Genomic DNA, 13,242 nt, shown 5'->3' with positions numbered 1-13,242 from the left:
ATTTTGACGAACTCGAAGAAAAAGTTTTTATTTTTTTCTCTTTCACGTTTTTCTTTTCTTGTAATCATCCATAAATCTCCCTAAATCATGATAAACACAGTTAAATTATCCCACATTTATCAAAATTTAGGGGGTATGATAATTGAAATTATCTCGAAGATTTTTTACTCCTCAAGGCTGTCAACAAGCCAAAATACAAGATCAGCCCCATCATGAAGAAAACCATCATTGAGAAGATTACATGAGATTTCTGGAACGATTTCATTCACATCACCTTAGAAGAAACCGGGTAGCCCGGCATAAGATTTCACTTCCAAAAATATGCTTTTGGAGCAATGCTTTTCCCAAAGAAAACATCCATGATTGCTGTGAGTTGTTCTTCATTGACGCCGATCAAACTCGCACTGCCTTCTTTCACTTTGATTAAAACGTCAGGATTATTTATTAAGTATTGTACCACTTCTTGCATGTTCAGTTCCCCCTTTCATTAAAGTATATAGTCTAATAGCCGATGAATATATTGGCGGTCGGCATCCAGCTTGTTCAGCCTGTCCCTCGCTCGCTGTTGATACATTCTTTTCATCACTTCCGTATAAAGGAGCGCTCCGCTTTCCACGATCAGCCTGCTCATCCGTTCCCGTTTGCCCAGCAGTTCATCTATTTCAACGGAGCCTTGGTAATAGGCACGAATGATGTCCGCTTCTTTGCTCTCAAAATTCAATAGATAGATGATGGGAAGCGAGATTTTTCTATTGATGAGATCATTTTTTCCTTCCCAAGTCTGCAAATCGGAGATATCATTATTCAATTGGCCGATAAGACCCATGAATTGGGCGTATTGTCTGATCTCTTGCGGATAATCGTCCCGGGCCAACACAGCTCCGGCCAAACAGGCAAGTGAAACCAAAGATCCCGATTTTTTCAACGCCATTTCAATATAATCCTGTTCAGTCCGGCACTGCCCCATAAGATCCATATGCTGCCCGCTGATGGCAAGAAGCGAATGTTTCAAAAGAATGGATACGGCTTTTTCTTTATTCCGCAAATCCGCTTTTTTCACTACATCCAAACATAAAAAAATCATTGCGGCAGAGGCATTTAATGCCACGCTTTGCTCTTGCATCCATAACTTCAAGTGGTCATCCCCGTCTTCTATATCATCCAAAATATCGAAAGACAGCACCAAAAGTTCAATCGCGGCAGCAACGGAAATGACTTTGTCCGGCTCCGATCCATTGAGCATTTGATAGTGCAAAACAACAAGCTCCGCAAAAGGAAAGCCGTTCTCTGTTTGGGCTTCCACATATTTTTGGATAGTTGCTTGTAAATGTTCTTGTTGAATTTCCTGATTTATGATCCATTTTATTTCGTGTAATATTCTGTCTTTGACATCAATCAATCCGACTTTAGTAAAATGTGCCTTTAATCTATTTATCCCGCATTTTACCGCAATCCCCCTTGCGGTTTTCCGCAAAGGGGATTGCGGTATATCACAGCCCGGATAAAAGACATGCTGCTTGAAACTAGCCTTCCGAATTGCCAAAACCCGCTCCCGCCCCAGCAACCGCGCCATTTCGGTTCGGCGTTTGATTTTCTTTCCACACCGCAAGTACCCTTGCGGAAATCCGCAACCCGATTTACGGTGAAATCCGGTAAAATCCATGCCATAATCAAAATAATCATTCAGCCGTAAACCTTATAACCCAAAATTGGATTTTTTTGAGTTCCGAACAAACCACCCATTAATAAAAAGGTGTCAATAGAGATCAGGTGAAATGAAGTGCGCTGGAAATTCCTTCTTCTTTTTTATGTAAAACAGTGTGCTAGAAGTAAATTGTACGTTGGGGCATGTATATTGTTTCTCGTTTTGTTGATCAGCAGGCTCATCCTGCTTTTTGCCACTGCGAATGGTATAGAAGAGTACGGAGATTTGCCTAGTGAGATCGCAATGCTTGTGCAAATGGTATCGATTTTTTACATCGTTTTTTTCTATCGTATCCAGGCCAAAGAGTTCCTTTTTGGCGTTCAGTCATTTTTTGTGGACGGATATCGCATTATGATGGAGAAAATCAGCGCGATGTTTGCCGCGCATTTTTTGTTTCAGGGGTTTTTATTGGCCATTACTTATAGTCTGTATCTTGTTGTTTACATGGCTGTCGGGATAGAACCTTCCGGCTTTTATTTATCTTTGCTGCGATTTTTAATCGTCTATATGTTTGCGCCTTTTATGTTAAATATGCTGTTTGGCGTGATCATGGCGATGATCTTTGGCATTAAGAAAAGCAGCTTCTTTGGAATTTTGTTCATCTGGATTGCCACTGGGAGCATGAATAAGGAGCTGTTTTTTGACTTCTTCGCTACCGTTCATGCGAATGAATGGAAATCTTTGCTCTTTATTGGGATGAACACTCCGATGACCGTATATCACTCCTTTACCGGTTTTGATGTCCATTGGGGCAATGAGTTGAAATTAATGACATGGTTTCTGATCGCTGCGGGAATTATCTTCATGCTGTCACTCCGGTGGACACACAACACCAGAGAACGGCATCATGTGATCAAGGTGCTGTTGGGAATATTCTTCCTTTCTGTCATTTCATCCTTTAGTGCGGTGGAGCTAAGCACAAAAGCCTTTAGCAATGCAGATCATGCAACCGAAACGAAGTATTATGAGAAGTTACATAAAGTGGAAGCGGATCTGCGTTATGAGATTGAGTCATACCGGATCTCACTGGAAGGAAAGCAGGCAACCGCGAAAATAACATTATCCCGCCTGGACACGATGAAGCCAACCTTTCAACTGTATCATGCCTATCCGATAAAATCGGTCACAGCAGGTAACGAACGGGTCGGATTTGAACGTAATGGGGATATCGTGAAGGTTCATCTGCCGGAAAACACGTCCTTACTAACCTTTCATTACGAAATTGTTGACACATCTTATGTCCCTTATACGAATGGCCGGACTGTATTGCTCGCCGATAAGGCCTGGTACCCAAAAAAAGAGCGGCACATATGTATGAGATGAATGAATACATTGGGGGAATCGAATTAAGCGAACGCTTTTCGCCTGATGAAAGCTATTTATTTACGGTGAAGGCGAAAAATGCGCTGTTCTGCAATCTCCCGAGGCAAGGAGAAGTCTACAGGGGAAAGGCACAGGCTGTATCGCTGATCAAGGGACAGGGACATCAGTTGACATACGGCGATTATCAGATTACATATCCGGCGGACTGGCCCAAAATGAAAGAGAGAGTGCCGACGGTGCTGTCACTATTGGAGAAAACACTGCATGAAATACAGCAGCTTGCACCCACAACAGTCCAATCATTGCCCAAGGCTATCGTTTTTTCGAATTATGGCCTTTCCTCGCTGATGACAAAAGATCATCTCATATATGACACAGGATATGGAGAGGCAGTGGATGATGATGAAACAACGAAAGATTTTCAGGAAAACATCCTTGAGCTTACCGTTCAAAGAAAGAATCCCTACAGCATGTATAGGGAGTGGGTCCATATGGCAAGCCATTATATTCGGGATAAAAACGGATGGAGAGTAGATCTCTACCGCAGAACTTTCTTTTCGGACAATTTGCCGAAGGCAGAACAAGAGATCGTGGATTCCATTTATCAAGCATTTTATCAATTAGACGTTGAGCAGCAACAGCAGTTTCTCAAAACATGGTATGAGGAAATGGATGCTGCATGGACATGGCATCAGGTGCTGGATTTAGTAAAGAGGTGAAATCGGTGGAAATTCAGGTTCATGAACTGACAAAAGTCATTAAAAAACAGCCCATATTATCCAATATTACCCTTTCTTTCTCAGGTGTCTACGGACTGCTGGGACCGAATGGGGCCGGCAAAACGACGTTAATGAGAATATTGGCGGGGCTGACAAGCTTCAATTCGGGCAGCGTGTTCATTGGGGACGAGTTAATCAGCACAGCCACTTATGTGAAACGTACGGAGCGCATTGGCTATTTGCCCCAGGACTTTATGATTTACCCGGAGCTCAAAATGTATGATGTGCTTGAGCATATTGCCATTCTTCAAGGCAGCGGGCCCTCTGCCGCGTATAAACAAATTAAAGAGGTGGTGGAACAAGTAAATTTGACCGGCCATTTATATAAAAAAATGCAGGAATTATCCGGCGGCATGCGCCGGCGTGTCGGCATCGCCCAGCTTTTGCTGCGCAAGCCGTCGATCCTGCTTTTTGACGAGCCGACCGCGGGGCTTGATATTGAAGAACGCGTGCGTTTTCGCAATCTGCTAAAACAGTTGGGGAAGCGCCACACGGTGATCATTTCCTCGCACATTGTCGAGGATATTGAATTTCTGTGTACAAAGGTCGGTATTATCCGCAACGGGCAGATGTTGTTTGAAGGCAGTCCCGAAGCGCTGAAAGAAAAAGCTGCGCATTGCACATATGAATTGGACGTTCCGCTTGCTGAACTGGATGATGTGATTGCGGCAAAAGAGGTTGTGCAGATGAACGAGGAACCTTCCCATATTGTCGTCCGTGTCCTGGCGGATGAACCTGCCGGCCGGCCCGTTACTCCTCGTTTGATGGATGGATATCTCGCACTTAAGAGAGGTTTCCCATGGCTAGGCTGATTCATTGTTTCAAATTTGATGTCAAATTGCTTCGCCTTTCTTACAGCTTTCCATTTGCGGCTTACGCGCTGTGCGTGTTCCTGATGTTGTCTGCCGGAACGCGATCCGATGACCCGTTTTTGCCTTATATTTTTTTACAGGGGATTGCAGTGCCAATGGCTGGCTGGCATTTGCTCTTTCTGTACAGCAGTCTGTACGAAAAAGGGGCAGAGGAAACATTGCTCTTTTATTATCGGAGGATGCTGCCTGTGGATATCATCCGCTATATGCTTGTGCACGGGCTGCTGGTCTCTTTGCTGGCAGGACTGGCCGCCTGGATCAATGGTCCGGATTTTTTCTCGGGCACGATTTTGGTTCATCTCGCTATGCTGTTTATTTTCTATCAAATCATTGGTGTGGCCCTTTTAAGCGCCACAAATAGTTTGGATGTTACAATCGGGATCATCGTGAGCTACACGTTTATGGAGGTCGTTACGCAAGGCACTTTTATGCCCTGGCCGCACCTGTTTTTATTTGAGGAACCCTTCCATGCCTTTTGGCTTCGGCTTACGTTCGTATCCTTGGGAGTTGGGATTTTATACGCAATCGTTCAATTATGGTGGAAATTTAATTAGCGGCTCTTTCAGGATCAACCAGACGGCATCCAAGTGTGTGGACCAATCTACACTTTCGTCCTGGCTAAAAACATTCGAAAGGCAAAAATAGCAAAGAATCTCCTCACACGGTTTCTATTACAGCAATGTTTAATTCCCATCGAATGGGAAAAACTATTGATAACAAATGCTTTTGGAGGAGATCGCCAATATGAGAAAATGGATTTACGCATTTTTTGCGTCCTTGTTTGCTTTCGGAATGGCTGCCTGCTCTGACGATCCTTCTGTAGATAACCATCCGAAAGAGCAGCTGACCCAATCGGGAAATGAATCCGCAAATACCAATAATGACGTTGTGAGGGAAGATGAAAGCGGCAATAATTCGGATGACGGAAATGTTAGGGCAATCGATGAGCAAAAAATGATGCAAACATTCCCTTTTACAAAGTTCAGCCTGGAAATAGATTATGCCCCCGATATGGAATATGATTACGAATATGAAGAAAAAAACAACGGTTCAAGCTACCGTGCCGAATTGGACGATTCCGTCCATGATAAAAGATTAAAGGGAAAAGAAGCTTTTCAAACCCTTTATACGTTAATGCAAGATATCCAGCTGGATGAAAACACAACGAAAGCCGATGCGATTCAACAAATTTTCGATACATTTCAACTGGACGATCATTATACGAAATTTGAACTTGAATATGTATTAAAAAATGGAACGAAGAAAGAATTTGAAGATCGGAAATAATCCACGTAAAAAAGCGCAGGCGCCCCTATCGGCTGTAAATATAAGACAAATTGCCGAAGAAGCCTTCACTTTAATGAGCGATTAAACAACTGTCAATCATATTCACTAAAAAAGCAAAAATCTCATAAATACTAGATGCTCTGCCCTCTCTTATTCGGAGGGAAAGGACCCACCCGCTGGGCCGCTTTGAACATCTAAGCAACATTTTACAATATCTTTTGGGCTCTTTTAAACGTGTCTAAGTGACTGGTTTGTCGATTTCAACCTTCTTCGGGCTCCAGAAAGCGACGAATTTTCCCCCTTTACGGTCACTTATGAACCATTCTATGTGACCCAAATGTCGAGATTTCACCCTTTTCGGTCACCATTCTACGTGACCCAAATAACAAGATTTCACCTTTTACGGTCACTTAGAACCATTCTACGTGACCCAAATAACAAGATTTCACCTTTTACGGTCACTTAGAACCACTCTACGTGAACGAAACGAACAAGAAAAGCGCCTTGCTAAGCGCAGACAAGACAATTCGCAAGAAGGCAGTTCGTAAGCGAATAGGGAAGCAGCTTGTGACATCGAGGGGCTAGGCGCTGGCCGCCTTAGGCCGCCACGTCCTATGGCGCCGGCGGCACTAGGACGTCCTGTCCGCCGGAGCTAGACACAGAAAAGCTTCTTTGAAATAAATTTCTTAGCAAGTTTACTTTATTCACTAAAAAGCTTGCAGGGATCCACTGGCCCCTGCAAGCTTTTCTGTTTTAATGGTGTTTCTCTGCGACTTCTTTCAACTGTTCAATAAATTGCTGAAGCGGGAGCGTTTCCGTCTTTTTCTCGCCATATTTTCGGACGTTGACTGTTTCAGAGTTGACTTCCTGATCACCTACCACAATCATGTAAGGGATTTTTTGCATTTGGGCTTCACGGATTTTATAGCCGATTTTCTCGTCGCGCTTATCCATTTCAACACGGAATCCGTTTGCTTTCAATTTGTCTGTGACCTGTTTGGCATAGTCGAAATGCACATCCGGCGCTACCGGGATTACTTCGACCTGCACAGGCGCCAGCCAAGTCGGGAATGCCCCTTTGTACTCCTCTATTAAAAAGGCGACAAATCGTTCCATCGTTGATACGACTCCGCGGTGAATAACGACCGGGCGGTGCTGTTTGCCGTCTTCTCCGATATAGGTCAAATCAAGTTTTTCAGGAAGCAGGAAGTCAAGCTGTACCGTTGACAACGTTTCTTCCTTGCCGAGAGCCGTTTTAACTTGAACGTCGAGCTTCGGACCGTAAAACGCTGCCTCTCCTTCCGCCTCATAATAATCCAAGTTCATCTCATCCATCGCCGCTTTCAGCATCGCTTGCGCCTTTTCCCACATTTCGTCATCATTATAGTACTTCTCGGTATCTTTGGGATCGCGGTAAGAAAGGCGGAATGAATAATCATTCAGATCGAAGTCCCGATATACTTCCTTGATCAGTTGGACAACCCGGATGAATTCGTCTTTAATTTGATCGGGGCGAACAAAAATATGGGCATCATTCAAGGTCATGCCGCGAACCCGCTGGAGGCCGGACAGTGCGCCGGACATTTCGTAGCGGTGCATTGTGCCGAGTTCGGCGATCCGGATTGGCAATTCCCGGTAACTGTGGATTTCATTTTTATAAACCATCATATGGTGCGGGCAGTTCATCGGACGCAATACGAGCTGTTCATTGTCCATATCCATGACCGGAAACATATTTTCTTGATAATGATCCCAATGGCCGCTCGTTTTATATAAGTCGACACTTCCCAAAACGGGTGTATAGACGTGATCATAGCCAAGCTCCACTTCTTTATCCACGATATAGCGCTCAATGATTCTGCGGACGGTTGCCCCTTTTGGCAGCCAAAGCGGGAGCCCTTGCCCGACTTTTTGCGAGTTTGTAAATAAGCTGAGCTCTTTTCCAAGCTTGCGGTGATCCCGCTCTTTCGCTTCTTCCAGCATTTTGAGATGATCCTCAAGATCGCTTGATTTAAAAAATGCCGTACCGTAAATGCGCTGCAGCATTTTGTTGTTACTGTCTCCGCGCCAGTAGGCCCCCGCTATGCTTAACAGCTTGAATTGCTTAATTTTCCCTGTGGAAGGAACGTGTACGCCCCTGCACAGGTCGTAAAATTCGCCCTGCTCATAAATCGTCACTTTTTCATCTTCCGGAATGGCGTCAATCAATTCCAGTTTGTACTCATCATGGGCGAAAAGCTTTTTCGCCTCATCACGGGCAACCTCTTTCCGAACAATTTCCAAATTTTCACTGACAATTTTCTTCATTTCCTTTTCGATTTTCGGCAAATCTTCAGGCGTCAATGAATGAGCCAAGTCCATATCATAGTAAAATCCGTCCTCAATAACAGGGCCGACACCGAGTTTGACCCCTGGATAAAGCCGTGAGATCGCCTGGGCCATTAAGTGTGCTGTACTGTGCCGCAATATTTCCAGGGCTTCTTCACTGCCAGATGTCACAATTTCAATGTCCCCATTTTCCTCGATCGGTGTCCGGAGGTCGATTAAATGACCATTCAGCTTGCCGGCAATTGCGTTTTTCTTTAAACCGGGACTAATTGAACCTGCTATTTCCTCAGTTGTTGTTCCCGTCGGGAATTCCTTCACTACTCCGTCCGGAAAAGTAATTTGCAAGTCTTGAGCCAATGTTATCCACTCCTTCTACAAAATAAAAAACCCGTCCCGAGAAAGGGACGAGTATGTTCACGTGGTTCCACCCTAATTTTCATCGGCACAAAGCCAATGACTTTCAGAACATGTAACGGAAGTCATCCGCCATTCACTACTGGCACTTCGCGAATGGAGTTCCAAGGGGGTAAGCATTCAAATCGTGTTGGGAAGCTCCCAGCTTCATCTTCCCTCTCTGTAAACCGTAAATGAACACCCATGTCCTTGTCATAACCTTTTCATGATGGATCTGGATTATGTAGGTTATTATAGATCGTTGTTTGAGGAAATGCAAGAGATGAATGATTATTTACGGTAAATCGGCAAGAGGAAGAATTTTCAATCTTTCTTCAAAAATGTTTAACAGGGTGCGGATAATCGCTTTTTCCTCGGAATCCGTGTAAAGAAAAATTTTCTTGGGCGCAATGGAAAGAAGCGGGGCAATCACGGCCGAGTCAATGTAAACAGGATGATTGAACAACAGGCGGCGGTCCACCAATTCCATCACCTCATCCCTTGTCATTTCCTTGCTGTCTTCGTCATAAAAACAGACAGGGTCGGTCAGTGACAGATGGACGAGCTTTTTTTTCGGCTTTTGCTTGTTTAAATAGTCTCTGAGCATGTTGACAAACATTTGATAATCCTGCTCCATTTTATATTCATCAATCGCTACATGCAAGTATTGGGTCAAGGCTTCATAGTAGTCTTTTAGACGGAATGTTAACAGCGATTCCAACAAAACAGCATCATCTGTTTCAAAAACAGATGCTACAGCTTGTTTTACAATGGAATGCTCATTCATTTTAGCGGTAAGGGCCGTCAGTTCCTCCCGTTTTCCAAGGCACATTGCGTTGACAATTTCTATAATTTGCAGCCTTTCTTCTTCATTTTCGTAATAAAAACGATTGACCAAAATTTGATCCAAAAATTCGGCTCTTTTGACATGTATAATAAATTCCGTTAATGCTTCAACAAAACGATCCTGGTCTTCACCTTTTGGAAAGGAAAAGACATAACGGCCGGACTGTTTTTCACAGAAAAGGCTGATGCCCGTTTTTAGAAAAAAAGATTGCAGCCGGCTGGCATCATCAGCGGATAAAAAAGCGAGTTCCAAGGCGGCCCCTCCTTATACAAACTTTATTGCACTGATATATGTATATGGAGGGCGCGTCCATCCTATGACGACGAATGGGAAAAAGGATCGTGATTGGCCAATGTGCATAATATTGCAGATCAGACAATTTTATGAAATTTCCTGAAGGAAATACCCAGAGGATAAACATTTCAGGGTCTTTTTAAAGGCGGATGAATTATTATGAATGGGGCAGTTCCGATACGCTCGCCTGTATAGATTTCAGAAGTTAAATCAAACCTTCCGCATCTTGAATGAAAGTTCCTTAAGGCTGTCCCGGAAAATCGGTTTTCCCCGGCTTTTTGGACTGCCCCATTTCATGATGAACCTTGCCGAAGAAGCATACATCAATGACAGAAAGCCCTCTTCTAGATATTTTACATATGCCTGCGATTCGGGCCGTCCAGTTTGATGGGCATGGAAAGATATTTTATCCGTTCCATGATCCGTTTGGCTTTCATTTTCTCTTCTTCACCACGCTGCGAATAGGTTAAGTGATGTTCCAGGCTTTGAAAATCAAAATTGGACGAAAAAAAGGTTGGAAGGTGTTCGTGCATGCGATATTGCAAAATGGAACCCAGAATTTCATCTCTCGTCCAACTGGACATCGATTCGGCTCCGATGTCATCAAGCATGAGGATGCGGGCATTTTTGGCGAGCTCCAATTTGGCATTCAACGTTTGATCTCCCAGCGATTGTTTCATTTCCCGGAAAAATTCCGGTACGTAAACAATTAAGGAGGACACCCCTTTTTCGGCCAAATGATTGGCAATGGCACCGAGCAAGTACGACTTGCCTACACCGAAATTTCCGTATAAAAACAGGCCTTTCATTTTCTTTTTCGGATCGAATTCGGCAGCGAATTTTTCCGCATATTCGAAAGCGTCAATCCTCCCGGGGCTGTCCAATGAAAAATCGGCAAAAGATGCCTGTAAAATTTCTTTCGGGACGTAAAAACTTTTAATCAATCTTTCTGTTTTTCTTCGTTCTTCATACAGGCGCTTTTTCATACAAGGCTTGTAATGTACTTCGATCATTTGGCCTTTTATCGCAAGGGAAGGTTCATAGCCCTCCATCATGTTCGTACAATGGGGGAGATCGGGACAATCCGCACAATTTTTTGTTTGGGATATGTATTCATAAAGCTTCATTAAGTTGGCTTCAACCATTTTTCCCGTAACGATGCCCTCATTATCCCTGATAAACGCCTGAATATCGGGATGTTCCAGCACTTCCTGTTTCAACTTGTCAAACCTGCTTCTCAAAGCTGTCCACCGGGGAAGCCTGCTCAATGTTTTATTGATCCGTTCCACCTTTTTCACCTCCATGTTTTTGATATTTTCTCTGGATGGCCTCTACTCTTTTACGCCTTTCTTCCAGTTCATCGGATTCGGTGATCGTGTGTGCAGGACCTGCCTGTGCCTCCTCATCCAAAAACCAGTCCGGAAGCATTTCTGTTCGAATTGGTTTTTTCCGCGGTTCATTTCCTTCTTTTTTGCTTTTTGCCCACGATTGATATTGGCGGTGCTCGCTTTTCGCCAATTCCATCGCTGCTTTGACTGTTTTTATTTTTTTGCGGGCCCAATGGGAAGCAATTTTTTCTGTATAATTTTTGGAAAGTTTCATATCCGTTTTTAACATGACGTAATGAATCAGCACATTCATTACTCCGGGCTCAAGCTGCTGGCTCAGCATAATGTCTTCTACGGCGGTCAAATCAGACATCGCCGGCAGGGCCCCGCCCGAAAGGTCGATTAATAACTGTCTGGGCGATGTTGTCTCCAAATAATGAATCAGTTTGCTCTCTTTGGAATCCCCGGGTCCTTCGCTATCGCGCAAAATGGGCGGCTGGAGCCTGTTGACAAGCTGTGGAAGCTTGTCATCATTTTCCATTTGGTACCAGTCGCGGGCCCACTTTCTCAGCTCGTCGACATCAATCGATTCATCTGCTGTCATGCTTGACAAGATGATTTTTTGCATTTCCACCTCATTGATCGAGTAAAGGAATGCCAGCTTCCTGATTGTTTCTTTTACGGGCGGGGTCAACGCTTTTCTGGGAACCATGGAAGTCGTTAAACCCGATAACAGCAGATCAAAATCAAAATCATTTCCGGAAATTTGAATCGGCTCCGCTGCTTTTCGGTGGGTGAAGGCGGTATTCGGTTCGGGTTCGCTTGCTTTTTCACCTTTTCCTGTTTGCAATGCTGCAACACTCATGGATGAAAACACATCCGGAAATGAGCGGGTAATTTCTTTATGTTCATCGGTCTTCACGTTTTTTTTCAAAAAGACGCCTTTCAGTTTCATAAAGTGAGTATGGCCTATTTTTTGATAAAGATAAATGTTTAACATGCCGTCCGTAAAAAACTGTTCGGCAGATAAAGGCGGTTGAAGTTCATAAATATAGGATCTTTTGTCATCGGTACTTTTCATATAGGTTTTTAAAAGTCCGATTCCTTCCAGCTTTAGTCTCTCTCCGTAAATTTCTTCCAGGTTCAGCCCCATCAAATCCATCAATTGATAGTGGTTCCATTCTGGAGAGGAAAGATTGTTTTTTTCCACCAGAAATGTCAGTGTCGAGTATAAATTTGTGCTGACCGCTCCGATGAGGGGCTGGTACAGGAGCGAGATTACTTTCCTGTCATATTCATGGAGTACACCGTTCATTGTAACAAAAAGGCTGTCAACAGGCTGAACTTCATGCCAATATTGTTTCACGCAAAACACACTTTCGCTAATCTTTTTTAATTAATTCTTTTAACTCATCAAGAAAAACGTTAATATCTTTAAACTGTCTGTACACGGAAGCGAAACGGACGTATGCCACTTCATCGACTTTGGCCAATTTATCCATGACCATTTCCCCGATCATCTCGGATTTCACTTCGGGCTGGCCCAGGCTGCGCAGTTCGCTTTCAATTTCGTTTGTAATCGTTTCAAGCTGATCAAGCGTGACAGGCCGTTTTTCGCAAGCCCGGATAAGTCCGCGCAAAATTTTTTCGCGGCTGAATTCTTCACGTATGCCTTCTTTTTTAATGACGATCAAAGGCATTTCCTCTACTCTTTCAAAGGTTGTGAAACGGTAAGAACAACGTTCACATTCCCTTCTTCTTCTGATGGACCTCCATTCATCTGCCGGTCTCGAGTCTACGACACGTGTGCCGTTATGCTTGCATGAAGGACATTTCATTTTCTCAGCTCCGTTCAACTGTGCTTCTCCTCATTATACCGTAATTGAAACGGAAAGAAAAAGGAGAAAAGCAGCTAGCGGCGGATTGTATGAAAAGCTTTTAAAAAACCATTTGCGTAAAATACTTGTCCATACTTGCTGAGATGGTATACAGTTATAATATTAAAATAGGATATACTCTCGGTATTCCAAACGAGTAAATTCCTGAATTCCCAAAAATTTACTGGAAATGGAGTGTAATCTGATGA

General features: G+C 43.7%; 12 protein-coding genes and 1 other annotated feature. Of the genes, 5 read left to right on the top strand and 7 right to left on the bottom strand.

Features of this window, described 5'->3' with window-relative positions; translation table 11 throughout:
* Positions 1 to 307 precede the first annotated feature (307 nt).
* Both comX and AB1L08_RS19325 read right to left on the bottom strand, forming a co-directional pair.
* Positions 308 to 469 (bottom strand): competence pheromone ComX, encoded by a 162-nt coding sequence (gene comX, locus AB1L08_RS19330; protein WP_413066274.1) that lies wholly within the window; start codon positions 467 to 469, stop codon positions 308 to 310.
* A gap of 18 nt (positions 470 to 487) precedes the next feature.
* Positions 488 to 1,543, bottom strand: coding sequence for a polyprenyl synthetase family protein (locus tag AB1L08_RS19325; protein ID WP_413066273.1), 1,056 nt, complete (start codon positions 1,541 to 1,543; stop codon positions 488 to 490).
* 312 nt (positions 1,544 to 1,855) lie between these two features.
* Between AB1L08_RS19325 and AB1L08_RS19320 the strand changes: the two genes are divergently transcribed.
* From AB1L08_RS19320 to AB1L08_RS19300, 5 genes are all read left to right on the top strand, one after another.
* Complete coding sequence (locus AB1L08_RS19320; protein ID WP_413066272.1) at positions 1,856 to 3,028, top strand: hypothetical protein; 1,173 nt, start codon at positions 1,856 to 1,858, stop codon at positions 3,026 to 3,028.
* Entirely contained in the window at positions 3,016 to 3,747 is a 732-nt protein-coding gene (locus tag AB1L08_RS19315; RefSeq protein ID WP_413066271.1) for a hypothetical protein, read from the top strand. Before AB1L08_RS19320 ends, AB1L08_RS19315 begins: the two co-directional genes overlap by 13 nt.
* A gap of 5 nt (positions 3,748 to 3,752) precedes the next feature.
* A complete protein-coding gene (locus AB1L08_RS19310) occupies positions 3,753 to 4,619 on the top strand; it encodes an ATP-binding cassette domain-containing protein (RefSeq protein ID WP_413066270.1) in 867 nt (288 codons plus the stop codon).
* On the top strand, positions 4,607 to 5,233 hold the full coding sequence (locus AB1L08_RS19305; RefSeq protein WP_413066269.1) for a hypothetical protein: 627 nt from the start codon (positions 4,607 to 4,609) through the stop codon (positions 5,231 to 5,233). The genes AB1L08_RS19310 and AB1L08_RS19305 overlap by 13 nt, the downstream gene beginning before the upstream one ends.
* Positions 5,234 to 5,423: 190 nt before the next feature.
* A complete protein-coding gene (locus AB1L08_RS19300) occupies positions 5,424 to 5,966 on the top strand; it encodes a YusW family protein (RefSeq protein ID WP_413066268.1) in 543 nt (180 codons plus the stop codon).
* Positions 5,967 to 6,719: 753 nt separating this feature from the next.
* Here the strand turns inward: AB1L08_RS19300 and thrS are convergent.
* From thrS to nrdR, 5 genes are all read right to left on the bottom strand, one after another.
* Positions 6,720 to 8,651: a threonine--tRNA ligase gene (thrS, locus tag AB1L08_RS19295; protein ID WP_413066267.1), complete on the bottom strand. Its 1,932-nt coding sequence runs from the start codon at positions 8,649 to 8,651 to the stop codon at positions 6,720 to 6,722.
* Between the two features lie 40 nt (positions 8,652 to 8,691).
* Positions 8,692 to 8,913, bottom strand: a binding site (T-box leader).
* Between the two features lie 69 nt (positions 8,914 to 8,982).
* A complete protein-coding gene (locus AB1L08_RS19290; protein WP_413066266.1) occupies positions 8,983 to 9,786 on the bottom strand; it encodes a putative sporulation protein YtxC in 804 nt (267 codons plus the stop codon).
* A gap of 395 nt (positions 9,787 to 10,181) precedes the next feature.
* The gene (dnaI, locus tag AB1L08_RS19285) at positions 10,182 to 11,117 is read right to left on the bottom strand and encodes a primosomal protein DnaI (RefSeq protein ID WP_413066265.1); all 936 of its coding nucleotides are present in this window, start codon (positions 11,115 to 11,117) and stop codon (positions 10,182 to 10,184) included.
* Positions 11,101 to 12,522, bottom strand: coding sequence for a replication initiation and membrane attachment family protein (locus AB1L08_RS19280; protein ID WP_413066264.1), 1,422 nt, complete (start codon positions 12,520 to 12,522; stop codon positions 11,101 to 11,103). The genes dnaI and AB1L08_RS19280 overlap by 17 nt, the downstream gene beginning before the upstream one ends.
* A 16-nt stretch (positions 12,523 to 12,538) precedes the next feature.
* Positions 12,539 to 12,994, bottom strand: a complete 456-nt coding sequence (gene nrdR / locus AB1L08_RS19275; RefSeq protein WP_413066275.1) for a transcriptional regulator NrdR — start codon at positions 12,992 to 12,994, stop codon at positions 12,539 to 12,541.
* Positions 12,995 to 13,242 lie beyond the last annotated feature (248 nt).

This window comes from Siminovitchia jepli (assembly GCF_047228825.1).
In the GTDB taxonomy this organism is placed as follows: Bacteria; Bacillota; Bacilli; order Bacillales; family Bacillaceae_C; genus Siminovitchia.
This window is presented reverse-complemented; position numbering and strand designations above follow the sequence as displayed.